At 69.6% G+C, this 23,907-nt stretch carries 13 protein-coding genes, 2 tRNA genes and 1 pseudogene; 7 read left to right on the top strand and 9 right to left on the bottom strand.

What is annotated here, in order from left to right:
• Positions 1-148: 148 nt before the first annotated feature.
• The 3 genes from rdgB to ASF22_RS23975 all read right to left on the bottom strand — a co-directional run bounded on the left by rdgB (position 149) and on the right by ASF22_RS23975 (position 1,968).
• Positions 149-784: an RdgB/HAM1 family non-canonical purine NTP pyrophosphatase gene (gene rdgB, locus ASF22_RS14630; RefSeq protein WP_056175603.1), complete on the bottom strand. Its 636-nt coding sequence runs from the start codon at positions 782-784 to the stop codon at positions 149-151.
• Positions 781-1,539 (bottom strand): ribonuclease PH, encoded by a 759-nt coding sequence (rph, locus tag ASF22_RS14625; protein ID WP_056175606.1) that lies wholly within the window; start codon positions 1,537-1,539, stop codon positions 781-783. Before rph ends, rdgB begins: the two co-directional genes overlap by 4 nt.
• 108 nt (positions 1,540-1,647) lie before the next feature.
• Positions 1,648-1,968 (bottom strand): hypothetical protein, encoded by a 321-nt coding sequence (locus ASF22_RS23975; RefSeq protein ID WP_056175610.1) that lies wholly within the window; start codon positions 1,966-1,968, stop codon positions 1,648-1,650.
• 290 nt (positions 1,969-2,258) lie between these two features.
• Here ASF22_RS23975 and hrcA point away from each other — a divergent pair, with 290 nt between their 5' ends.
• Positions 2,259-3,317, top strand: coding sequence for a heat-inducible transcriptional repressor HrcA (gene hrcA, locus ASF22_RS14615; protein WP_200927146.1), 1,059 nt, complete (start codon positions 2,259-2,261; stop codon positions 3,315-3,317).
• Positions 3,318-3,410: 93 nt separating this feature from the next.
• On the opposite strand, the gene ASF22_RS14610 is transcribed toward hrcA, so the two are convergent.
• Positions 3,411-4,271, bottom strand: a complete 861-nt coding sequence (locus tag ASF22_RS14610; RefSeq protein ID WP_056265642.1) for a DUF1236 domain-containing protein — start codon at positions 4,269-4,271, stop codon at positions 3,411-3,413.
• 321 nt (positions 4,272-4,592) lie between these two features.
• Between ASF22_RS14610 and ASF22_RS14605 the strand changes: the two genes are divergently transcribed.
• The gene (locus ASF22_RS14605; protein WP_056175617.1) at positions 4,593-5,951 is read left to right on the top strand and encodes an MFS family transporter; all 1,359 of its coding nucleotides are present in this window, start codon (positions 4,593-4,595) and stop codon (positions 5,949-5,951) included.
• 28 nt (positions 5,952-5,979) lie between these two features.
• Here ASF22_RS14605 and ASF22_RS14600 read toward each other — a convergent pair whose 3' ends face one another.
• On the bottom strand, positions 5,980-7,845 hold the full coding sequence (locus ASF22_RS14600; RefSeq protein WP_056265639.1) for a chloride channel protein: 1,866 nt from the start codon (positions 7,843-7,845) through the stop codon (positions 5,980-5,982).
• A gap of 178 nt (positions 7,846-8,023) precedes the next feature.
• On the opposite strand from ASF22_RS14600, the gene ASF22_RS14595 reads away from it, so the two are divergent.
• Positions 8,024-8,100, top strand: a tRNA-His gene (locus tag ASF22_RS14595).
• A 259-nt stretch (positions 8,101-8,359) separates the two neighbouring features.
• On the opposite strand, the gene ASF22_RS14590 is transcribed toward ASF22_RS14595, so the two are convergent.
• The 3 genes from ASF22_RS14590 to ASF22_RS14580 all read right to left on the bottom strand — a co-directional run bounded on the left by ASF22_RS14590 (position 8,360) and on the right by ASF22_RS14580 (position 10,705).
• A complete protein-coding gene (locus ASF22_RS14590; RefSeq protein ID WP_156647756.1) occupies positions 8,360-8,671 on the bottom strand; it encodes a hypothetical protein in 312 nt (103 codons plus the stop codon).
• Positions 8,672-9,482: 811 nt separating this feature from the next.
• Positions 9,483-10,103 (bottom strand): ABC transporter permease, encoded by a 621-nt coding sequence (locus tag ASF22_RS14585; protein ID WP_348271151.1) that lies wholly within the window; start codon positions 10,101-10,103, stop codon positions 9,483-9,485.
• A 527-nt stretch (positions 10,104-10,630) separates the two neighbouring features.
• Positions 10,631-10,705 (bottom strand) — tRNA-Val (locus ASF22_RS14580).
• Between the two features lie 268 nt (positions 10,706-10,973).
• On the opposite strand from ASF22_RS14580, the gene ASF22_RS14575 reads away from it, so the two are divergent.
• The 4 genes from ASF22_RS14575 to ASF22_RS14560 all read left to right on the top strand — a co-directional run bounded on the left by ASF22_RS14575 (position 10,974) and on the right by ASF22_RS14560 (position 23,658).
• Positions 10,974-12,020 (top strand): hypothetical protein, encoded by a 1,047-nt coding sequence (locus tag ASF22_RS14575; protein ID WP_056265625.1) that lies wholly within the window; start codon positions 10,974-10,976, stop codon positions 12,018-12,020.
• A 38-nt stretch (positions 12,021-12,058) separates the two neighbouring features.
• The gene (locus ASF22_RS14570; protein ID WP_056265636.1) at positions 12,059-14,194 is read left to right on the top strand and encodes a glycosyltransferase family 2 protein; all 2,136 of its coding nucleotides are present in this window, start codon (positions 12,059-12,061) and stop codon (positions 14,192-14,194) included.
• Positions 14,195-14,872: 678 nt separating this feature from the next.
• A complete protein-coding gene (locus ASF22_RS14565) occupies positions 14,873-22,285 on the top strand; it encodes a type I polyketide synthase (RefSeq protein ID WP_156368877.1) in 7,413 nt (2,470 codons plus the stop codon).
• The gene (locus ASF22_RS14560; protein ID WP_056175632.1) at positions 22,282-23,658 is read left to right on the top strand and encodes an aminotransferase class I/II-fold pyridoxal phosphate-dependent enzyme; all 1,377 of its coding nucleotides are present in this window, start codon (positions 22,282-22,284) and stop codon (positions 23,656-23,658) included. Before ASF22_RS14565 ends, ASF22_RS14560 begins: the two co-directional genes overlap by 4 nt.
• 80 nt (positions 23,659-23,738) lie before the next feature.
• On the opposite strand, the pseudogene ASF22_RS24930 reads toward ASF22_RS14560, so the two are convergent.
• Positions 23,739-23,907 (bottom strand): annotated as a pseudogene (locus tag ASF22_RS24930) (sugar transporter); the annotation flags it as partial.

Raw genomic sequence — 23,907 nt, 5'->3', positions numbered from 1 at the left:
GCTATCCCAGCACACTCGCCGATCTCCACATCGTCGCCTTCGTCTGCCTCATGCTCAAACAGGCCGCTCAACTGGCAAGCGGTTCATAACAGTCTCTAGGGTGCCGGCGGCTCCGGCCGCCCCCTCAGGCCGGGCGCCGCAGGCAGGCTTAGATTGGCCGCCGCAGGCAGGCCCGGGCCAGGAGCACGAAGGCCCGCGCCCGGTGGGAAAGGGCGTCGCCCGTTTGCCAATCGACGCCGTGCTTTTCTTCCGAAGAAATCTCCCCGAACGTCCGGTCGTGGCCGTCGGGCAGGAACAGGGGATCGTAACCGAATCCGCTGGTGCCGCGCGGGGACACGATCTGCCCGAACACCCGGCCCTCGAAGGTCTCGGTGTGGCCGTCGGGCCAGGCGACGACGAGGGCGGAGACGAAGTGCGCCCGCCGCGTGGTGTCGCCACGCTTCTCCATCTCGGCCGCGACCCGCGCCATGGCGCCGCCAAAATCCTTCGACTCCCCGGCCCAGCGGGCGGAGAACAGGCCCGGCGCCCCGTCGAGGGCGTTCACGCACAGGCCGGAATCGTCGGCGAAGGCCGGCAGGCCGGAGGCCTGGGCCGCCGCGTGCGCCTTGATGGCGGCATTCTCCGAGAACATGGTGCCGGTCTCGTCCGGTTCGGGCAGGCCGAGCTCGCCGGCCGAGACCGCCGCGATCCCGAAGGGCGCCAGCAATTCGCGCATCTCCACGAGCTTGCCGGCATTGTGGGTCGCGACGACGACCCGGCCCGAGAGGATGCGGTGCTGGCTCATGCGGAGGCCTTCTTGTCCGTGACGCGCTTGTCGGCGGGTTCGCGCGCGATGGTGTCTTTCTGGAGAGCGACGAGGCGCTCGGTGCCGCCCTTGGCCAGGCGCAGGAGCGCCATGAGCTCCTCTTCCGAGAACGGCTTGCCCTCGGCGGTGCCCTGGACCTCGACGAGGCCGCCCGAGCCGGTGACCACGAAGTTGGCGTCGGTCTCCGCCCCCGAATCCTCGGCGTAGTCGAGGTCGAGCACGGGCACGCCCTTGACGATGCCGCAGGACACCGCCGCCACGTGATCGCGCAGGGGATCGACGGAGATGATCGAGCGGGCGCGCATCCAGGCGAAACAATCGTGCAGCGCCACCCAGGCGCCCGTGATGGCGGCCGTGCGGGTGCCGCCATCGGCCTGGATCACGTCGCAATCGACGGTGATCTGGCGCTCACCCATGGCCGGCAGGTTGGTGACGGCCCTGAGACTCCGGCCGATGAGGCGCTGGATCTCCTGGGTGCGGCCCGACGGCTTCCCCGAATTCACTTCGCGCCGGGTGCGCTCGTGGGTGGCGCGCGGCAGCATGGAATACTCGGCCGTGATCCAGCCCTTGCCGGAGCCGCGCAGCCAGGGCGGCCCGCGCTCTTCCAGGGAGGCGGTGCACAGCACCTTGGTCTCGCCGAAGGTGACGAGGCAGGACCCCTCGGCGTAGCGGGCCACGGCGCGCTCGAGGGTGACGGTGCGCAGATCGTCGTTGGCGCGCTTCGAGGGCCGCATCGCCGCTCTCCCGGTTGAGTGTCAGGACGCGGCTCTTAGGCGCCGGGCGCGGCTGCGGCAACGCCCCGACCGAAAAGGGCGCCCACCGGGCGCCCCTCCGAACGTCTCTCAGTAGAAGTGACGACGGCCGTAGCCGTGGTGGTGACCGCGGTGATGACCGAAGTGACGGCCGTAATGGCGACCCCGGTGATGGCCGAAATGATGGCCGAAGTGGCGGCGGTGGCCGTAATGGCGGTGGTGATGACGGTGATGACGGCCATAGCCGCCGTACTGGACCTCCGTGAGGGCGGCGGCCGGGCCGGCGACCTCCGTCGAGACCATGGCGGGGGCCGCCTGGGCGCCTTGGGGCGCGGCGACGAACATGGCGCCGATCATGGCCAGCACGATGGCCAGGGACCGGATCAGACCGGAACGGGATGTGTTGCGCATATGGGACTCCTGACGCCACGCGGGGCCGGCCTTGCACGGACTTCGAGCTTGGCCGGACAGGTGAGCGGTGTGGAACGCACGATGGGCCCGGACGGCTTCATCGAAGCGCGGTTTTTCTTTTGGCCCATCGTTCCTGAAGGGCGGATGAAGCGTGCCCTGCCCCGCCGCAGCCCGCGTTCCGATGCGAACGCGCGCCGCCGCCTTGTGCGAGGGCCCCCGCGCGGACACAATCGTGGCCCAGGAAAACCGTCGTGACCGAGCCCGCCCGCCCCTTCTCCGCATCCCAGCCGATGCATGTCCTCGCCGCGCCCAACGAGCGGGCGCGCGAGATCTTCCGGCAGATCGTGGAGAGCTACCTCACCACCGGCGAGCCGATGGGATCGCGCAACCTCGCGCGCATCCTGCCCATGACCCTGTCGCCGGCCTCCATCCGCAACGTGATGGCGGATCTGGAGCATTCCGGGCTCATCTTCGCGCCCCACGCCTCGGCCGGGCGGCTGCCGACGGAGCAGGGCCTGCGTTTCTTCGTCGATGCCATGCTCGAACTCGGCGATGTCGGCCAGGACGAGCAGGCGCGGATCGAGGCGCAGATGCGGGCGGCGGCCTCCGGCCACACCTTCGAGAGCGCGCTGGCCGAGGCCTCGACCCTGCTGTCGGGCATCTCGCGCGGTGCCGGCGTGGTGCTGACCACGAAGACCAACGTGCACCTGAAGCACATCGAGTTCGTGCGCCTCGACCCGGCCCGCGCCCTGGTGGTCCTCGTCTCCGACGACGGCTCGGTGGAGAACCGCCTCCTCGACCTGCCGCCCGGCCTGCCCGCGAGCGCCCTGCAGGAGGCCTCGAACTACCTCAACGCCCGCCTCCAGGGGCGCACACTCGGGACCCTGCGGGCCGAGATCGAATCCGGCCGCCAGGCGATGAAGCGCGAACTCGACGTCATCACCGAGCGCCTCGTCGATGCCGGCCTCGCCGTCTCCGTCGGCCCGTCCGACGCGCGCCAGCTCATCGTGCGCGGTCAGGCCAATCTCCTGGACGACCTGCGGGCCGTCGAGGATCTCGAGCGCATCCGCCTGCTGTTCAACGACCTCGAGACCCAGAAGGACGTCATCGAACTCCTGTCCCGGGCCGAAGGCGGCGAGGGGGTCCGCATCTTCATCGGCTCGGAGAACAAGCTGTTCTCCCTGTCGGGCTCCTCGATGATCGCCGCACCCTTTCGCGATGGGGCCCAGAAGATCGTCGGCGTCGTGGGGGTGATCGGGCCGACGCGGCTCAACTACGCCCGGATCGTCCCGATGGTGGATTACACCGCCCGCGTCGTCTCGGGGCTGCTCGACCGCAGCAGGCGCTGAGACGAGAGCAAGCGCTGGAACGAGAGCAAGCGCTTGAACGAGAAAAGGCGCCGCCTCGCGGCCGCGCCCTCCCCGTCTTCGAGATGAAGCCGCTCAGCCGCGGATCACGTCGACGATCTCGTAGGTGTCGGGATCGACGATGACGATGTCGTCGTCCACCAGCACGTAGCGGTAATCCTCGTATTCCGGCGCGATGCGGACGATGTCCGGCGGCAGGTCGTAGAGGGTGTAGCTGCGGGCGATGGCCGTGCCGACGGTGAGCGCGAAGGCGCCGGCGGCGAGACGCGGAATGCCGCGCCGGATCACGCTCTGGCGGAACTCCGTGCGCTGCGGCGCGCCGAGGCGGCCATAGGCGCCCCGGACCGCGCCCCGATCCCCGCGATCTCCCCGTGCGCCGCGATCGCCCCGGTCGCCGCGATCACCCCGGCCATCGCGATTCCCGCGATCGGCCTTGCCGTCCCGGTCCGTTCTACTATCCCGGTCGGCCTTGCCGTCCCGGTCGCCCCGACCGTCGCGGTCACCCCGCTCGCCGCGATCGGTCGCAGCGCCGCGATCCGGCTGACCGTCGCGGTCGGTCCGACCCTCGCCGCGTCCGGCGCGGCCGTCTTCCGCGCCCCGGTTCGGGCCGCCCCCCGGGCTGCCGCGCTCGGCAGCACCGCCCCGTTCGGCCGCACCACCACGCTCGCCGGCACCGCCGCCCACACCCGCGCCTCCTCCGGCCGGGCCGCCACGCTCGGCACCGGCGGCACCCGCCGCACCGGCGCCCGGGCCACCGGCACCGCCGCGTCCGCCCCCTGCGCCACCCCCGGCTCCGCCGCCCGCACCGATGCCGGCGCTGCCACCACCGGCCGCACCGCCGGCCGCGCCGCCACCCGGGCCGCCCTGACCGAAGGCCGCCGTCGCGCCGATGACCAGGGCCGCGGCCGCGACCGTGCTCCGAAAGAGTTTGCTCATGGTTTTGTTTCCCGCCCCGTCGATGGACAGCGCCGTTCGGCGCCGATGCGCAGCCGCAACGAGGACGTCCCAGAAACCGTTCCGCATTTTCCCCGGATCGACTTGCGCGGGGACTTTCATTTGGGCGCGAGAGGCCGAATGAAAGCTTGAGCGCAGATCTTCCACGGCCGCGTTGCCTGCGGTCATTTTGGCATCCGCCGGTGCTCTTGCGAATTTTTCCGCGGAGCTTAACGTCGCCGCACAGCAGGCCCGGGCGGGACCATGCTAAAAAAATAATGAGCCAATTCAACAACATCCCAAATAAAACAGGGGGAGACGCGCATGTCGGACGGTGCCGGAATCATGACGCCGAGGCTCGATGAGGCGGCGGACAACCGCCGCCGGATCAAGGCCATCGTCGCATCCTCGTCGGGCAACCTCGTCGAGTGGTTCGACTTCTACTGCTACGCCTTCTTCGCCCTGTACTTCGCGCCGGTGTTCTTCCCCGAGGGCGACGACACCAGTCAGCTCCTGAAATCGGCGGCCGTCTTTGCCGTTGGCTTCTTCATGCGGCCCATCGGCGGGTGGCTGTTCGGGCGCCTCGCCGACCGCCTCGGCCGCAAGACCTCGATGATGATTTCGGTGCTGATGATGTGCGCCGGTTCGCTGATGATCGCCGTGCTGCCGACCTACGCGAGCGTCGGCCACCTCGCCCCGGCCCTGCTGCTCCTGGCCCGGATGATCCAGGGCCTGTCGGTGGGCGGCGAGTACGGCACCAGCGCCACCTACATGAGCGAGATCGCCATCAAGGGCCGGCGCGGGTTCTTCGCCTCGTTCCAGTACGTCACCCTCATCGGCGGCCAGCTCCTGGCCTCCCTCGTGCTGATCGTCCTGCAGAGCGTGCTCACCGCCCAGCAGCTCACCGCCTGGGGCTGGCGCATTCCCTTCGTGATCGGGGCGCTCGCCGCCGTGGTCGCCCTGTACCTGCGCTCGTCGCTGACCGAGACCGCCACCAAGGCGGACATGAGCTCGAAGGAATCCGGCACCTTCGCGGCCCTGTTCAAGCATTGGCGCGCGTTCTGCGTGGTGCTGGCCTACACGGCCGGCGGCTCCCTGAGCTTCTACACCTTCACCACCTACATGCCGAAGTACCTGTTCAACACGGCGCATATCGACAAGATCACCGCTTCGCAGATCTCCACCGCCGCGCTGTTGGTCTACATGATCATTCAGCCGTTCTTCGGCTGGCTCTCGGACAAGATCGGCCGCAAGGCCAACATGCTGCTCTACAGCGGACTCGGCACCCTCATGGTGGTGCCCCTGATGACCACCATCGGCAGCACCACCAACCCGGTCCTGTCCTTCGCCCTGATCATGATCGGCTTGACCGTGATCAGCTTCTACACAGGCATCTCCGGTATCGTGAAGGCGGAGCTGTTTCCGACCCAGGTGCGGGCGCTGGGCGTGGGCCTGTCCTACGCCATCGCCAATTCCCTGTTCGGCGGCACCGCCGAGATGGTGGCGCTCTACCTGAAGCAGATCGGCTCGGAGAGTTCGTTCTTCTGGTACGTCACCGTGATGCTCGGGATCGCCTTCGTGGCCTCGCTGATCATGCCGAACCCCAAACGTCACGGTTATCTCGACGGCGACGGCACCGTCGAGGAGGCCTTGGGGGCGAAGGGGCGCGTGGTCCACGCCTGACCTCGGGCGGGCGTGGGCGCCGTGACGCTCACGCCGTCTCGCCCAGCATCGCCCGGCGCTGCCGATCGAGTTCTTCGGCGTAGCGCTTGAGGGTGTGGCTTTCGGTGAGGAGGCCGACGACGCGGCGGGTCTCCGGCCCGTCGACGACGGCGAGCGCCTCGCTCTCCGTGCGGTCGAAGGCGGCGGCCGCGGCCTTGGCGTTCATGCCGGGCGTCAGGACGTCGTCGGCGTGACGCAGGAGGTCGGCGAGGCCGGGCGGCGGGCCATCGGCGTCCCGGGCGGCGGCGTGGGCCTCCGGCACCCGGACGATGCCGGCGTAGCGACCTTCGCCATCCACCGCCACGACCCGCGAGGGCGATCCGAGGGGATGGTCCGTGAGAAAGGCCGTCAGCGGTAGGGAGACCGGCACGGTGACGACCTCGCGGCGCATCAGGGTGTCCACGGTCAGGGTGCGGATCCAGCCGACGTCGTGGGCGCTGCGGATGCTCTCGCCGCGCAGGTGGAAGCGCCAGGTGGCGAAGGAGTAGCCGAAGGTTTTTCGCACGGCGAGCGAGGAGGCGATCACCGCCACGAGGACGAGGCCGGTGATGGGGAAGCTGCCCGTCAGTTCCAGGGCCAGGAACGTCATGGTGAGCGGGCCGCCGATGACCGCGACGGCGAGCGCGCTCATGCCGACCACCGCGTAGGCGAGCGGCGTCGGCGCGAAGGCGGCCAAGCCGGGCATCGCCCCCGAAAAGATCTCCCCGACGAGCGCCCCGAGGAACAGCGAGGCGAAGAACAGGCCGCCGCGAAACCCCGCGCCGATGGAAAGGGCCGACGCCGTCGCCTTGGCGGCGAACAGGAGCGCGAGGCCCCCGAGACCCATGCCCGCCCCGTGCGCGCCGAGATGCAGGTGCAGGGCCCCGTGCCCGCCCGAGAGAACCTGCGGCGAGACCGCGACCGCCAGGGCGCCGACGCAGAGCCCACCGAAGGCGGGGGCCAGCGGGGCGGGGATCCGGCTCGCACGGATGCCGGCCTCCACCAGGGTGACGCCGCGCATGATCACGATGCCGAGGCCGGCGCAGACGAGGCCGAGGCCCAGGACCGGCACGGTGTCGGCGCCGGTGATCGCCGTGCTGGTGAGAGCGTCGAGGCCGTCGACGGTGACCAGCGCCGGTTGGTCCACCAGGGCGCGGGCGACGACGCTGCCGCACAGGGCCGCCACCACCACGGGCGTCAGGGTGGCGATGGCGTAGGTGCCGATGATGAGTTCGAAGGCGTAGAACGCCCCCGTGAGCGGCGCCCCGAAGGCTGCCGCGATGGCGGCGGCCGCCCCGCAGCCGACGAGGGTGCGCTGGTCGCTCCGGCGCAGCTCGAACGACGCTCCGAAGCGTGCCGCGAGGCTGGCGCAGATCTGGGTATAGCCGGCTTCGAGGCCGACTGAGGCCCCCGACCCGTTCGAGATCATGTTCTGCAGGGCGACGAGCCCCGAGCCGCGTACCGACATCCGCCCGCCGTGGAGCGCATTGGCCTCGATGGGATCGACGACTGCGTGCGGGCGCCGTCCGTGCCGCCGGGCGATGGCCCGGGTAATGGTATGGGCGAGGAGGCCGAGCACGAGGCCGCCCGCCGCCGGGACGAGGAGCAGGGTCAGGGCCGGCACGTCGTGGCTCGCGCTCAGACGCATTCCGGGCGGCAGGCCGTAGAGCCACGCGCGCAGGACCTGCGTCGCCCCCTGCATGGCGGCCACCGCCGCGCCCGCGACGCAGCCGGCGAGGCCCGCCAGGGCGACGAGACCGATCTCGCTGCCCCGCACCGCCGCACGCGCGCGTGCGGGGACTTTCGCCAGCAGGCGAGCCCGGGCCAACAGGCGAGCCCGGGCCGGCACACGGGTGAGGATGGGGCGTGGCGTCATCATCGCGGGGGGCCGAACGGGTCGATCGAGGGGAATGGCTCCGGTTTAAGAGGGCCACGCCCGGGCGTCGATCGGTTTCCCGCGCGGTGCCTCGGCGGCCCTCTCCACACATTCTCCTCGCCCCGATGCGCAGCCGGCGCTTGAAAAGCGCTTCGGCTCGCGATACAGCCCCCTCAGTGCCGCCGTAGCTCAGTTGGTTAGAGCACCAGATTGTGGATCTGGGGGTCCCCCGTTCGAGCCGGGGCGGTGGTACCATAGAATTGCCTAACGTTTGCAAGGGGTTGGCTCAGGCCAGCCCCTTCTGCGTTGCTGTGGCTGGGCATGGTGGAGCGGAGCGCGCCGCGCATCGTGCCCGATCCGGCGGATCGAGCCCCGTGCGGATGCGGCCGGAGCGAGTTCAGGAGCTTGGCGCCCGGCCGACGTCGCGCAGGGCCAAGCGTTGGGGCGATCGAAGGGGCTTTCCACTCGCGCAGCCGCCCTTCGACGCGCCGGCCTTCGTATGCCAGCGCGCCTGCTAATCCACCGACGGGAAATGCGCGATGAAGCGGCTGCCGTCCCACAACTCGACGGCATGTCCATCGACCATCCCGGCCGCCCGGACGAGGGCTTCCGCATCGTCCTGGGCGTCGAGCCGGGAGAGCGTCGCGATCCGTCCATCGGCCGCCAGCAAGATGGCCCGGTAGGCCCGCCCGGCCGAGGGGCGGGGCTGCGATACGGAGCCGCGCTGTTCGATCTGCCTCTCGACGCCCTGGTCCGATCTGCTGTCCGGCGAAGGATCAGCATTCGGCTCGTTGGAAAGCATTCCCAGTTCGTGCGACGCGAGCATTGTCACCCCTGGACCGAGAGGGCTGGCGAATGTCTTTCAGCCCAAAGGGATGGAGACTTGGCGGTTGGCAATGATTTGTAAGCGTCGTGCGGATGATTTGGCAAGGAATTTTTTACGATTTCCCATCGGTTACTTGGTTTCGTGGCGCATCCGACGATGAAATTCTCGATGTCAGAATTTAATTGAATTCAATGGATCGATCCTATGGCTTGGTGGCGGTATTTTTCTCTCTTTGCGGTAGAGGAATATTTGGTTATCAAAAAACTCGGCAAACAGCTTCAGGTTTATTTGTAGGACATGGGCCCTCGCGCGAAAATCGCTGCGGAAATCGATCTCGATTGCCGATAACTACATTGATGTGCTTGATTTCGTTTTAACGGATCCTGTATAGCGCAAAGACAACCTTCGTATTCGAATGATGAGCTAATCTATGTTAGTATAAACCCGTGTGGGCGCTGGCTTCGGGTTGGACGGCACCGGCCAAGCGACGGGACCAGGCTTCGACGTATCGAGCTTCGCAGGGCAAGGGATCTCCCCCATCGTCGGAGATTCGGCTGCAGCAGGCGGTGGGCGCGGGGTTGGCTTCCCTCCCTGTGGCCCGACGCCGGTGGTCGTCGGATGGCCGCGGGATCAGGGCCGGCCCTTGCTCGCGGCGTCGCGGAGTGGCCCCGCCCTCGCTCCACAGTGACGCCCGGTCGGGCCGAGCCGGAGCGGCGGAAAGGTGAAGGGGTGCTCCTGCGAGAAGGCCCCGGGCCAGAAAGGCGCCGGGGGCTGCGTTGCCCGCACGCGGGAAGGGAGGAGGGCCGTTGCCTTACGCCAAGCGGCGAACCAGCGTTCGCTCCATGATGAGTCCGAGGGTCAACGTTCCGAATCCCATCCCCAGAACGTAGAGGTAATCAACGTTCACGCCGAGTTGCGTATAGTATCCGAGGCGGACCCACTCGATGATCTGCACCATCGGGTTCCATTTCATGATCTCGTAGATCTGTGGCGGCATGAATTGCGGCAGGAAATAAACACCGGACGTCAGGTAGAACGTGATCGTGACGAGGATGTATCCGATCTGCCATCCGGGAAAGAACGACAGGATTCCGACATTGATCGCCCCAATGCCGAGACCGAGGAGCAGGGCGGCACAGTATCCGCCGACCGCCATGATCGGCTCGTCCGGAATCGGATCCACGCCGAAGCAAACCAGGATGAAGAAAATCAGGATGAGGCCGGTGAATCCTTTGACCGCCTCGACGATGAATCGCGCGACGATCAGATCGAAGAGCTTTACCTGCGGATAATAGGTCAGGGGTTTGCTGGAGACGATCGCCTTCATCGCCTCGCGGGACGTGTATTGAAACACCAGGGCCGGAACGGCACCGGTTGCGATGAACAGGATCACGCTGTCGCCCAGAGGCGACGGCATGCCGCGAAAGGCCATGAGGCCGACGATCAGGAAGATGTGCGCGACGGGCCACAGGATGACGACGACGTAGCCCCAATACGAGGCGCCGAACCGGGTCCGCATGTCGCGGAGCATCAGTGCATGAATGACGTGTGCGTAGACCTCCCAATCGCTTCGCGCGACATGCGTCTTTGCTTTGAAGGTGACCATGGGGTGGGTCTCGGGCGGTGTGGCGTGCGTCGCGCCTAGCGGGAGATCTGGTCAAAAATGCGCAGTCGCGCTCCCCCGACGCTTCGGCGCGGTCGGTGTGCGAAGGTGCATAGGGAACAGCGCGTTTCGTGCTTCTGCCAGACGGCGGGCGTTGCAATGACCGACGCAGCCGCGGCCGCAGGCCGGCTCGATACGGCCGCAAATCCAAAGACTTCGATGTCGTCGTGGGATGAGTTCAGGTGAGAAACCGGTCTAGGTCCGGTCTTCCCCGCAGACAGGTTCGCTGAACCTGCGATCCCTCGTCACCAACTCGCCTTTGGCCAGGGAAATCCCCGTGTCGCCAGGAGGTGAGATGGTGGGCACTACAGGGTTCGAACCTGTGACCCCTACCATGTCAAGGTAGTGCTCTACCGCTGAGCTAAGCGCCCTCACCGGCTGCGTTCGCCGCCGGTGAGGGGGGCTATAGCTTCTGGTTTTGGGGGGCGCAAGCGCAAAGGCGCGCTCCGATCACGGACCATGATCCATTTTCCTGCGCCGATCCTCAAAGTACGCTAAGGGCCGGGGCCGGCCCGTGCGGCGGCCTCCCCGAGGGAGGCGGCGTCGGGCGAGCGGCGAGTACCACGGCAGGGACAAGGAGCCGGAGGCGCGATCCGAGCGGATCGGGCACGGCTCCAGGCCATCGAGCAACGGTGAGGAATGCGGTTCTACGTCGATCACGACCTGGGTGCCGAGATCAGGTTCTGGGTGGTCCCGGACAACCCCCTGGCCATCAGCCGCGTCTTCGTCGCCGTGGAGGGCCGGCGCGTCGCCGAGATCCCGGCCACGATCACGGATGACGGCATCCGGGCCAACGGCTGGCACTCCACCGGGCACTGCGTCTTCCGGCTCACCCCCGAGGATGTGCCGGGGCTGGCCGAGGCGCGGCGCGTCGAGATCTACGACACCGACACCAACGTCCTGATCTACCGGCGCATCCGCCAGGATGGGCTCCGGACGGGCAAGGTCCTGCTCGTCGACACCAGCATCGTGCCGGAGACCCGCATCCCCGCGGCTCTGTTCGACCGGTTCCAGCAGAGCTACCTCGGAGTCGGGCGCCTGTCCGACGAAGTGCTGCGGGTGCTGTTCGAGAGCCCTTGGCTGGCCTCGTCCTTCGTGTCCGGCGCCATCATCGTCCCGCGCTACGAGGGCTTCTTCGCCAGCGACGATTTCATCACCACCGCCCTGATCCACGACCCCTACACCGAGATGGCGACGCGGATGCTGTGGCTGAAGGCGCGGGCCGCCGTCGCGGCCGATCCGGCCCAGGCCTGGCGCCTCGGCGGTCTCGCCGAGGCGGCGGATTTCACCGGCGATTACGACTTCGACGACCCGAAGAGCCTCAAGCGCTTCTTCAAGATGATGCCCGAGGGGGCGTATCACCTGCTGTACAATCCCCTGGCTCGCCAGTTCGGCACCAAGCTGCCCAACGATCGGATGACCCCGGGCAATTCCATCGTCGCCATCGAGATCCTGGCCCGCGTCAACGTCGTCGGCCACCGCGAATTCTACGAGGCCTTCGCCACCACGGTGTTCGATCGCCTCGGGGTCGAGGCCGTCGTGCCCGAGCCCGAGCCGATCCCCGAGACCGTTTTGGCACTGGCGGCACGCCTGCGCGGCCTGCGGGCGGCCCAGGACATGCTCGTGTTCGACGTCGCCATGGCGGACGCCGTGCGCGACGCCGTCGCCAAGGGCTGGACCGTCTGAGCATGGGCGGGGACCCGGGGCGCGATCATCCGGGCGCGATGCCGTCGGCCCGCCTGCCGGGCGGAATCCGTGCCTTCACGGCCGATGGCGGCGGCTCGCGCCTCGACCTCACCGGGGCGGGCCTCGACGGCGCCTGGGTGACGATCCGGTTCCGCGATGCCGGCAGCGGCGGGATCGCTCGCCTGCTCGTGACCGTCCTGTGCGAAGGCCGACACGGCGCGGTCCTGCAGGAGGAGGCCTTGGGCGGCGACCGGTTCGCCTGGACGGGACGCCTGCCCGAGGCAATCCGCGCCCTAGTCCTCTCCCCCCTGGCGCCGGGCCGACCCTTCGCCCTCGTGGATGTGGCGATCCACCGGCGCGGGCGCCTCGCCCTCGTGGCCCGTGCCGTGCTGCGGGCGCCCCGCCTCACCGTTCGTGCCGTCTATTGGCGCGCCCTTGGCCTCAAGGTGCGCGGGCGCGGCCTGCTCTCCGCCGCCCTCGGACAGCGTCGCGGCACAGGGTACGGCGCCTGGATCCGCCGCTTCGACACCCTGACCGCCCCCGAGCGGGCCCGCCTGCGCGCCGAGGCCGCCGCCTGGGTCGACCCGCCCCTGATCTCCGTCCTGATGCCGGTCCACGATCCCGCGCCCGCGGTGCTGGAAGCGGCCCTGCGCTCGGTCCGGGCACAGCTCTCGCCCCATTGGGAACTCTGCGTCGCCGACGATGCCTCCACCGATCCGGCGATCGTCCGGATCCTCGCGGCCCACGCCGCCGCCGATTCCCGCATCCGCGTGACGCGGCGGGCCGTGAACGGCCATATCGCGCGGGCCACCAACGAGGCCCTCGCCCTGGCGCGCGGCGCCTACGTGGCCTTCCTCGACCACGACGACGTGCTCGCCGAGACCGCCCTGTTCCATGTGGGTGCGGCCATCCGCGCCGACCCCGACCTCGTGCTGATCTACAGCGACGAGGACAAGATCGACGGACGTGGGCGCCGGTTCGAGCCGCACTTCAAATCCGGCTTCGACCGTGAGCTGCTCTACGGGCAGAACTACATCAATCACCTCGCGGTGGTGCGCACCGCCGCGGTGCGGGCGCTCGGCGGCCTGCGTCCGGGCTTCGAGGGCAGCCAGGACCATGACCTGCTCCTGCGCCTGACGCAGGGGCTCGCGCCCGCGCGCGTACGTCACATCCCGAAGGTGCTCTATCACTGGCGTGCTGCCGGGGGCTCCGGCACCTTCTCCGACCGTGCCCTGGCGCAGGCCGAGACCGCCCGTCTGCGCGCGCTCGCGGAGGTGGCCGCGCCCTTCGGCGCCCGTGCCGAACGCGGGCCGCTGGGTTTCAACCGGCTCGTGCGGCCCCTGCCCCACCCGGCTCCGCGCGTCTCCGTCATCATCCCCACCCGCGACCGGGCCGAGCTCCTGGGGACGGTCCTGCGCGGCCTGTTCGGTGCGACCGACTACCCGGACATCGAGGTGGTGGTCGTGGACAACGACAGCCGCGAGCCGGCGACGGATGCCCTGTTCGCGTCCTATGCCGAGGAGGCGCGCCTGCGAATCCTGCCCGTGCCGGGCCCGTTCAACTTCTCCGACCTGTCGAACCGGGGGGCCGCGGCCGCGACCGGCGCGGTGCTGCTGTTCCTCAACAACGACGTCGAGATCGTCGAGCCCGGCTGGCTCGCCGAGATGGTCTCCCTCGCCCTCGATCCGAGCGTCGGCGCGGTCGGCGCCAAGCTGCTCTATCCGGACGGCACCCTGCAGCACGGCGGCATCGTGCTCGGCATCGGCGGGGTCGCCGGGCACAGCCATCCCGGCCTGCCGGGGGAGGAGCCGGGCTACTTCGCCCGCATGGTCCTGACCCAGGAGGTCTCCGCCGTCACCGGGGCGTGCCTCGCCGTGCGGGCCGAGGCGTTCGCGCGGGTCGGCGGCTTCGATGCCGCGCACTTGGCCGTCGCCTTCAACGACGTCGACCTGTGCCTGCGCCTGCGCGAGGCCGGCTACCGCAACCTGTGGACGCCGTACGCCCGCCTCGTCCACCACGAATCGAAGAGCCGGGGACCCGAGGACACGCCGGAGAAGCGCACCCGGTTCGAGGCCGAGATGCGGGTGATGCAGGCGCGCTGGGAGCCGCAGCTTCGGGCCGACCCGTACTACAATCCCAACCTGTCCCGCACGGCGGCGCATTTCCGCCTGTGAGACCGGACCGATGCGTCCGGGCCCCGGTGCCGCCCGGCGCCAGGTCACACGAGGTCAGGCGCCAAAGCCACACGCCAAGGGCGATGTTGCGCTGCGGTGACAATTCGACGCGAACTGGCGCGCTGCACCATCCCGGATCCCCGACGGAGGCCGTGATCCCGCTGGTGTGTGTCCTCCCGGTGACACGATTGCCTTGGAATTGCTCGAAGTCGGGATGATAAGCACGCCCGCAACCGTGAAAGCGGCACCGCCCAAAAGTCCTGTGTCCCGCCCGTCGGGATCGAGGATCACGGGCATAAGGATCACGCGTCCCCGATCCGATCCACGAAGGCAGCCGGGAACCCCATGGCCCATCCTCGTCAGTCGATTCCGGACCGCATGCAGGGCACCGCGATGAGGGGGGGCGAAGCTCTCTTGTCGGGGCCGCCAGGGTCGCGACCGCTGATCCGCAACGCCTGATCCGTTCGATTTCCGGTCCCGCCACCGGTCTCCGTTCGGAGCAGGCGGGCCACGCATCATGATGCGCGACAGGATGTTTTTTCGTCGCGCCAAGCCTCGCCCGTCCCTTCTTCCCCGTGTTGGACACCGCCCTGGTGCCATACTAAGGATCGGACGGATTGCCCGGCCTCTTTTCGAGGCCGGTCTCGTTCCCCGTTCAAGAGCGTGTGCGAATCGAACGTGACTCAACGTACAGACATCGCGATCATCGGTCGTGCCTGCCGCCTCCCGGGAGCCTCGAACGTCGAGGGTCTGTGGCAGCTCCTGACGGAAGCCCGCTGCGCCGTGGGCCAGATCCCCGAGGATCGCTGGTCGCTCAGCCGGTTCGGCCATCCCCGCGCCCAGGAGCGCGGCAAGAGCTACACCTGGTCGGCGGGCATCCTCGACGAGATCTGGTCGTTCGATCCGGGCGTGTTCGGCATCTCGCCGCGCGAGGCCGAGCAGATGGACCCGCAGCAGCGGCTCCTGCTCGAACTGACCTGGGAAGCCCTGGAGGATGCGGGCCTGCGTCCCTCCGCCGTGGCCGGCACCCCCATCGGCGTGTTCGTGGGCGCCTCGTCGCTGGATTACGGCAACCTGCGCATCCTCGACACCGCCTCGGGTGACGCCTACGCGGCCACCGGCAACACCCTCTCGATCCTGTCGAACCGCATCTCGTACATCTACGACCTCAAGGGCCCGAGCTTCACCGTCGACACCGCCTGCTCGTCGTCACTCGTCGCCCTCGACGCGGCGGTGGCCGCCATCGCCAGCGGCCGGATCGACACGGCCGTGGTGGCCGGCGTCAACCTGCTGGCGAGCCCGTTCAACTTCATCTGCTTCTCCAACGCCCAGATGCTGTCGCGCCGCGGCCTGTGCAGCGCGTTCTCGGCCCAGGCCGACGGCTATGTCCGCTCCGAGGGCGGCGTGGTCCTCGTGCTGCAATCGGCCAAAGCCGCGGCCCGCGACGGCAACACCGTGCGGGGCGTCATCGCGGCGAGCGGCGTCAATTCCGACGGCCGCACCACCGGCATCTCGCTTCCCTCGGGCTATGCGCAGGGCGCACTCCTCGAACAGGTCTACCGCGAGGCCGAGATCGACCTCGACAAGGTCGTCTTCGTCGAGGCGCACGGGACCGGCACCCCCGTGGGCGACCCCATCGAGGCCGGCGCCATCGGCGGTAAGCTCGGCAAGCCCCGTCGCGAGCCCCTGCCCATCGGCTCCATCAAGAGCAACATCGGTCACACCGAGCCGGTCTCGGGCCTCGCCGGCCTGCTAAAGGCCAGTCTCGCCCTGGAGCACGACTTCGTGCCGGCCTCTCTGCACGCCGCCGAACTCAACCCCGACATCCCGTTCACCGACCTGAACCTGCAGGTGCTGAACAAGCCGCTCGCGATCCCGCGCGGAACGGCCGAGCGCTTCGCCGGCGTCAACTCCTTCGGCTTCGGCGGCACCAACGCGCACATCGTCCTCACCGACGGCGCGCGGGTCGCCGCCAAGGCCGAGACCACCCGGGCGCCCGAGGTGCTGCTGCTGTCGGCCCAGAGCCGCGCGGCCCTCAACGAGCTCGCCCTCGACTACGCCGAGCGTTTCGACGGTGCCGCGCCGGCCGAGGTCGCCCGCATCGCCGCCGCCGCCGCGCATCGCCGCGAGCGCCTTTCGTCGCGCCTCGCCATCGCCCTCGACGCCGACCTGCCGACGGTCCTGCGTGCCGTCGGCGAGTCCGAGGATACGGACGCCGCCCTCATCGGCACCGCCGTCGACCGCTCGGCCGAGGTCGCCTTCGTCTATTCCGGCAACGGCAGCCAGTGGGCCGGCATGGGCCGCGAGGCCTACGAGGAGAACGCGGTCTTCCGCGCCGCCTTCGACCGCATCGACACCCTGTTCCTCAAGCTCTCGGACTGGTCCCTCAAGGAGGCCCTGTTCGCCGAGGACCTCGACGCGCGCCTCGTGCTCACCCGCGTCTCCCAGCCCCTGATCTTCGCCATCTCCAGCGCCTCGACCACGGCGCTGCGGGCGCGCGGCCTCAACCCGAAATACGTGCTCGGCCACAGCGTCGGCGAGATCGCTGCGGCGGAAGCCGCCGGCATCCTCACCCTCGAGCAGGCCGTGAAGGTGATCTTCTTCCGCAGCCAGCATCAGGAATCGACGCGCGGCCTCGGCACCATGGCGGTGCTGCTCGCGCCCGCCGACGAGATCGAGCTGTTCCTGAAGGATTACCCGAGCCTCGACATCGCCGCCTACAACAGCCCCAAGGCCATCACGGTCGCGGGCCCGGTGGCCGACATCGACGCCGCCATGAAGGCGCTCGCGCGCAAGCGCCGCCGCGGGCGCAAGCTCGATCTCGAATACCCCTTCCACGGCCGGCTGATGAATCCGACCGAGAAGCCGCTCCTGCGCGATCTCGCCGGCCTCAAGCCCCATGCGGGCGCCACCGCCATGGTCTCCACCGTGACCGGCACGGTGCTGGCGGGCTCCGAGTTCGGGGCCGGCTACTGGTGGCGCAACATCCGCGAGCCCGTGCGCTTCGCCCAGGCCGTACAGGAAGCCACCCGCCAGGGGGCGCGCGTCTTCGTCGAGGTCGGCCCCCGCGCCACCCTGCTGTCGCATATCGGCGACGCCATCGAGCCGCTCGGCATCGAGAACGCCACCATCGGCGTCCTCCACCGTAAGCAGGCCGGCGGCGATCCCATCGCCCGGACCGTGGCCGCCGCCCTCGTGCAGGGTGCGGCCGTGGACGAGACCACGGTGTTCGGCCAGAACCCGAAGGGCGACGTGTCCCTGCCGCTCTATCCGTGGCAGCGCCGCTCCTTCCGCCTCGCCGAGACCACCGAAGGCGTCGGCGCCACCACGCCGCGCGCCTACCACCCGCTCTACGGCTCGCGCGTCACCGTCGACGGCCTCGAATGGCACGGCCACGTGGACATCGCCACGGTGCCCGAACTCGACGATCACCGCATCGACGGACAGGCGATCCTGCCCGGTGCGGCCTTCATCGAAATGGCGCTCGGCGTCGCCCGCGAGGTCATGCGCAGCGACACCGTCGTGCTGGCCGAGTTCGAGATCCAGTCGCCGATGGTGTTCGGGGAGGAATCCCTGCGCGAGGTCATGGTCCGGGTCGCGGGCTCGGGCAACGGCATTCAGATCCTGAGCCGGCCGCGCCTGACCCAGGCCGCCTGGCAACTCCACGCCGCGGCGAAGATCGTCGACGGCACGTTCCAGCCGCCCGCCCGCCAGGACATCCCCGAGCCGGGCGAGCAGGCCGTCGACGGCGAGGCCCTCTACCGCATCGCCGCCGCCTCCGGCCTCGGCTTCGGCCCGAGCTTCCGTCAGGTCGCCCTGTCGGCGCGCCTCGACGAGACCACCATCGTCTCCGATCTCGTGCCGGCGCAAGCCGACGACCGCTTCGGCCTCGTGCCGGCGCGCCTCGATTCGTGCTTCCACGGCCTGATCCTGCTGTTCGCCGGCCTCATGGGCGAGGGCTCGACCAAGGCCTACGTGCCGGTGCGCTTCGGCGAGATCCGCCTCGTCCGGCCGGGTGCCGTCATCGCCCGGGCAATGATCCGGACACGCCGCGCCAACGAGCGCAGCATCCTGGCCGACTTCACCCTGGTGGACGCGACGGGCGAGGTCATCGCCACCCTGCGCGAGGGCCGCTTCCAGGCCCTGCGCACCAAGAACACCAACGAACTCGCGGCCTACGCCATCGCGCAGCGCCCGGAGCTCGCCACCGAACCGACGGCGATCCCCCTCGACCGGCGCCAGCGCATCGCCGATGCCGTGCGGCCCCAGGCCAAGGCGGCCTTCGCCGCGCCCGAGGCGCCCCTCGCCCCCGGCCACCTGCTCCTCGAAGGCTGGGCCACCTCCATGGCCTACCGCCTCGCGGAAGGCCTGCAGCGTTCGGGCACCGTCGCCATCGACGAGCGCGTGCCCGAGGCCATGCGCCCCTGGCTGCTGAACGCCCTGTTCGCCCTGGAGAGCAGCGGTCTCGCCACCCTCGACGGCGAGCGTTGGACCCTGCGCAAGGACGTGACCCTGCCGGCGCCCGACGAGATCATGCGCTGGATCGCCGCCGATCACCCCGACCTCTCGGCCGAACTCGTGCTGACCGCCGATATCGGCGCCGTCGTCGGCCGTCTTCTCGCCGGCGACCTCGTCCACGCCCCGACCCTGTCGCAGAACGCCCTCGACGCCTTCATCCTGCGCAGCGCCACCGCCCGCGCGTCGGCTGATGTCATCGCGCGAATCGTCGAGCAGGGTGCCGCCACCCTGCCGCGCGACCGTGCCCTGCGGGTGCTCCAGGTCGGCTTCGGCCCCCTGTCGGCCCAGGCCGCGGCCTTCGCGGACGGCATCGAGGCACAGCTTTCGGTGTTCGAGGCAGACCGTCGCCTGGCCGAGCGTGCCCGCCTCGCCCTGCCTCGCGGCGTCACGGTCATCGAGGACGCCGCCGAACTCACCCCCGGCGGGTTCGACGCGATCCTCGCGAGCGACGTGCTTCACCGCGCCGAGCGTGGCGTCCTTCAGCTCGTCGCCGATGCGCTGGCAACCGGCGGCTTCCTCATCGCCGTCGAGCCCGGTGCGTCCCTGTTCCGCGACCTCGTGTTCGGCCTGACGCCGGACTGGTTCGACGTCGCCGGCGACATGCCCATGGGGCGCCTCGACGACATCACCGGCTGGCAGCGGTCGCTCAGCGACACCGGCCTCGTCCGGATCGCCGTCGATCGTGCGGTCTCCGACAACGGCGACGACCTTCTGTTCATCGCCGAGGCACCCGTGCGCGCCCGGCCGGCCGCCGGCCAGACTTTCGCGTTCGTCATCGGCTCGCACGACGGCTACGCGGCCGAAACCGCCTCGTCGCTGGCGACTCTGCTGGTGGCCGGCGGCGTCCACGTCTCCATCATCCTCGATTCCGAGCAGTCGCTCCTCGAACTCGAGCGCGAAACGCCCGACACGGTGGTGTTCCTCGCCGGTGCCTTCAACACCGAGGGAGCGGCCTCCGACCGCCTGCGCGACCGCTGCCTCAGCCTGAAGCGTTGCGTCGAGCATCTCGGCAGCCGCCAGACCCGGTTGTGGGTGGTCTGTCCCGGTGCCACACGCGACGACGGCGATGTCGACGGCTCCGTCGAGGCCGGCGTCTGGGCCTTTACTCGGACCCTCGCCAACGAGGTCGCCAACCTCGACGTGCGCCGCATCGACGTCACCGACGCCCTCTCGACCAAGCTCGCGGCCGAACGCCTGCGCGACCTCATCCTGTCGGGAACGACCGAGACCGAGATCATCCTCGACGCCGACCAGACCCGGGTGATCCGGTTCGCGCCGGGCCAGATCGCGCGCCGGCCGGCCGCCGACGCGGTGCCGGCTCCCGCCGCCCGCCTGGAGCGCAGCAACACCGGCGGCCTCAACGAGATGGCTTGGGGCCCGGCCGAGCGCCGGGCCCCCGGACGCGGCGAGGTCGAGATCGCCGTCGAGGCCACCGGCCTCAACTTCCGCGATGTGCTCTGGGCGCTGTCGATGCTGCCCGAGGAGATCCTCGAGGATGGGTTCGCGGGTCCGCGCCTCGGCCTCGAAGTCGCCGGCCGGGTCCTGTCCGTCGGCAGCGGCGTCAGCGCCTTCAAGGTCGGCGACCGCGTCGTCGCCTTCGCGCAGTCGGGCTTCTCGACCCACATCGTCGTGCCCGAGCTCGTGGTGGCGCCGAGCCCTCCCGGACTCGACGCGCAGGCCGCCGCCACGGTTCCGGTCGCCTTCCTGACGGCCTATTACGGCCTCGTGAGCTGCGCCCGCCTGCGGCGCGGCGAGTGGGTCCTCGTCCATGGTGGCGCCGGTGGCGTCGGCCTCGCGGCCCTGCAGATCGCCAAGCTCAAGGGCGCCCGCGTCATCGCCACCGCCGGATCGCGCGAGAAGCGCGCCCTGGTGAAGGCCCTGGGCGCCGAGCATGTCCTCGATTCGCGCTCGCTCGCCTTCGTGGACGATGTCCGCCGCATCACCGGCGACGGCGTCGGCGTGGTCCTCAACAGCCTGTTCGGCGAGGCCATGGAGCGCAGCCTCAACTGCCTCAAGCCGTTCGGCCGCTTCATCGAATTGGGCAAGCGCGACTACGTCGCCAACACCCATATCGGCCTGCGTCCGTTCCGCCGGAACCTGTCCTACTTCGGCGTCGACCTCGATCAGGTGCTGCAGCATCAGGGCGAGGACGGGGCGCGGCTGTTCCGCGAGGTCATGGCCCTGTTCAACGAAGGCGGCCTCAAGCCGCTGCCGTATCAGCCTTTCACCTCCGACGAGGTCTCCGACGCGTTCCGGCTGATGCAGCAATCGGGGCACGTCGGTAAGATCGTCATCGCGCCGCCGAAGGCCGGCAGCGTGATGATGGCCCCCACCTCCGATTTCACCATCGCGCCGGACGGCGTCCACCTCGTCACCGGCGGCCTCGGCGGCTTCGGCCTGGAGGCCGCGCGCTGGCTCGCCGACCGCGGCGCCAGGCGCATCGTGCTGGTGGGCCGCAAGGGCGCCGAGAGCGAGGACGCCAAGGCCCTCGTGGCCGAATTGACCGCCCGCGGCGTCGAGGTCCAGGCCAAGGCCTGCGACATCACCAGCCGCAAGGCGGTGGATGCCCTGCTGGCGGACGTGGAGCGCGGGGGCAGGAAACTCGCCGGCGTGATCCACGGCGCCATGGTGCTGCAGGACGGGCTCATCGCCAACATCGACGCGGCGGCCCTCGACGCGGTCATCCGCCCGAAGGTGATCGGGGCCGAGCACCTCGACGCGGCGACGCGCGCGCGAAAGCTCGACTACTTCGTGCTGTTCTCCTCGGCCACGACCTTCATCGGCAATCCGGGGCAAGGCTCCTATGTGGCCGCCAACGGCTTCATGGAAGGCCTCGCCCGCCGCCGGCGGAAGGCCGGGCTGCCGGCGCTCGCCGTCGCCTGGGGCGCCATCGGCGATGTCGGCGTGCTCGCCCGCAACCGCGCGGTGATGGAGACCCTGGCGGGCCGCGTCGGCGTCACGCCGATGGATGCTCGCCACTGTCTCGACCTCATGGCCGATGCGCTGCAGGGCCAGGGCCGCAGCAGCGACGACGCCGTGGTGGCCATCGCCTCCATGCATTGGGGCAAGGCGCGCGAGCGCCTCGCCACCATGAAGAGCCCGAGCTACGCCGAACTCGGCTCGGACCAGCAGATGGAAGCCGGCACCGTGGCGGCCATCAACATCGGGACGCTGCTCAAGACCCAGGACATCGACACGGTGCGCAAGACCGTGGCCGACGCCATCGTCGAGGACATCGCCCGCATCCTGCGCCTGCCGAAGGACGACATCAGCCGCGTGCGTCACCTCTCGGAGATCGGCCTCGATTCGCTCATGGGCGTCGAACTCGGCGCCAGCCTGCAGGAGCGCTTCGCCCTCGACGCGCCGCCCTCCGGCATCTCGTCCGGGCTCACGGTCAACGAGCTGACCGAGACCCTGATCCAGTCGATCTCGGCCCCCGTGGACGAGGCGGCGGCCGCCGTGATGAGTCTCGCCCAGCGCCATGCCAGCGAGGGCGTGGACGTCCGCACCCTCGAACCCTTCCACGCGCTGGTCGAAGAGAACAGCCTCGTCATCAAGGAAATCCTGCCGTGACCAAACCCGCCAGACCGGACGGCGGGCGCGCGGCGCTCGCGGGCTTCGTGACGAACCGCCTCGGCCGCAACGCCAACCGGCCCGCTCCCGTGCGGGCGCCCGCGCGCCCGGCGGGCGACCCGTCGGTGCAGAATTTCGAGACCCTGCCGGGTTACCGGGAACTGCGCCTGCAGCGCTCGGCCGCCGACCTCATCGGGCTCGGCAATCCGTTCTTCCGGGTCCACGAGACCCGGGCCGGTGCCAGCACCCGCATCGCCGGCAAGTCGTTCATCAACTTCTCGTCCTACGACTACCTCGGCCTCAACGGGCACCCGGACGTGAACGCCGCCGCCGCCAAGGCGATCGAGGATTTCGGCACGTCGGCCTCGGCGAGCCGCATCGTCGCGGGCGAGCGCCCGGGGCACCTCTCCCTGGAGAAGGCGCTGGCCGACCATTACGACACGGAAGCCTGTGTGGTGATGGTGAGCGGGCATGCCACCAACGTCACCACCCTCGGCGCCCTGATGGAGCCGGGCGACGTGATCTTCCACGATTCCCTGAGCCACAACAGCATCGTCACCGGGGCGCAGCTTTCGGGCGCGCAACGCCGCTCGTTCGCGCACAACGACCTCGACGCCCTCGAGACCCTGCTGGGCGCCACCCGGCACGAGCACCGCCGGGCGCTCATCGTCGTCGAGGGTCTCTACAGCATGGACGGCGACGCGCCGGATCTCGCCGCCCTCATCGCCCTGAAGCAGCGCTATGATGCGTGGCTGATGGTCGACGACGCCCATGGCCTCGGGGTCCTCGGTCGCACCGGCATCGGCCTCGCCGAGCATTGCGACGTCGATCCGCATGGGGTCGACATCTGGATGGGAACCCTGTCGAAGACGCTCTCCACCTGCGGCGGCTACATCGCCGGCCCGGCGGCACTCATCGAATATCTCAAGTGCACGGCCGGCGGCTTCATCTACAGCGTCGGCCTGTCCCCGCCGCTGGCCGCCGCCGCCGAGACGGCGCTGGCGATCATGCATGCCGAACCCCACCGGGTGGAGCGCCTGCGCCAGAACGGCAACCTGTTCCTCGCCTGCGCCAAGAAGCACGGCCTCGACACCGGCACGAGCCTGGGCCTCGCGGTGATTCCCGTCATCGTCGGCGATTCGCTGAAATCCGTGACCCTGTCGGACCGCCTGTTCAAGCGCGGCATCAACGTGCAGCCGATCATCCACCCGGCCGTGCCCGAGCGGGCCTCGCGCCTGCGCTTCTTCATCACCTCCGAGCATACCCCGGAGCAGATCCGCGAGACCGTGGACGCCGTGGCCGAGGAACTGCACGAGATCGAGAAGGGCGGCTCGCTCATCGAGCAGCTGATGTCGAAGCGCGGCAAGCCGTAGGCCTCGCCGCTCGAACCGTCACACCAGAATGAGAAACGGACCCGTGAGGGTCCGTTTTTTTGTACCCGACGGTCCGCCGTTCAGCGGGCGGTGGCGTAGAGGGAGGCACCGGCGGCGACGGGTGCGGTGACGGTGGAGAACACCGACAGGACCTTCTGAACCTCGGTGAAGGGGGCGTTGGAGACGTAGACGAGGTCGCGGTTGCGCATGCGGAAGGCCTGGGTGAGGAACAGGCTGTTGGGGTCGCGC

Source organism: Methylobacterium sp. Leaf87, assembly GCF_001422775.1.
GTDB lineage: Bacteria > Pseudomonadota > Alphaproteobacteria > Rhizobiales > Beijerinckiaceae > Methylobacterium.
The sequence above is the reverse complement of the archived record's forward strand: the minus strand, read 5'-3'. Positions and strand labels throughout refer to the sequence as shown.

What these genes read in the sequence shown, in the direction of transcription:
- rdgB (WP_056175603.1), bottom strand. Translation starts at nt 784, where the DNA reads ATGAGCCAGCACCGCATCCTCTCGGGCCGGGTCGTCGTCGCGACCCAC.
- rph (WP_056175606.1), bottom strand. Translation starts at nt 1,539, where the DNA reads ATGCGGCCCTCGAAGCGCGCCAACGACGATCTGCGCACCGTCACCCTC.
- ASF22_RS23975 (WP_056175610.1), bottom strand. Translation starts at nt 1,968, where the DNA reads ATGCGCAACACATCCCGTTCCGGTCTGATCCGGTCCCTGGCCATCGTG.
- hrcA (WP_200927146.1), top strand. Translation starts at nt 2,259, where the DNA reads ATGCATGTCCTCGCCGCGCCCAACGAGCGGGCGCGCGAGATCTTCCGG.
- ASF22_RS14610 (WP_056265642.1), bottom strand. Translation starts at nt 4,271, where the DNA reads ATGAGCAAACTCTTTCGGAGCACGGTCGCGGCCGCGGCCCTGGTCATC.
- ASF22_RS14605 (WP_056175617.1), top strand. Translation starts at nt 4,593, where the DNA reads ATGTCGGACGGTGCCGGAATCATGACGCCGAGGCTCGATGAGGCGGCG.
- ASF22_RS14600 (WP_056265639.1), bottom strand. Translation starts at nt 7,845, where the DNA reads ATGACGCCACGCCCCATCCTCACCCGTGTGCCGGCCCGGGCTCGCCTG.
- ASF22_RS14590 (WP_156647756.1), bottom strand. Translation starts at nt 8,671, where the DNA reads ATGCTCGCGTCGCACGAACTGGGAATGCTTTCCAACGAGCCGAATGCT.
- ASF22_RS14585 (WP_348271151.1), bottom strand. Translation starts at nt 10,103, where the DNA reads ATGGCCTTTCGCGGCATGCCGTCGCCTCTGGGCGACAGCGTGATCCTG.
- ASF22_RS14575 (WP_056265625.1), top strand. Translation starts at nt 10,974, where the DNA reads ATGCGGTTCTACGTCGATCACGACCTGGGTGCCGAGATCAGGTTCTGG.
- ASF22_RS14570 (WP_056265636.1), top strand. Translation starts at nt 12,059, where the DNA reads ATGCCGTCGGCCCGCCTGCCGGGCGGAATCCGTGCCTTCACGGCCGAT.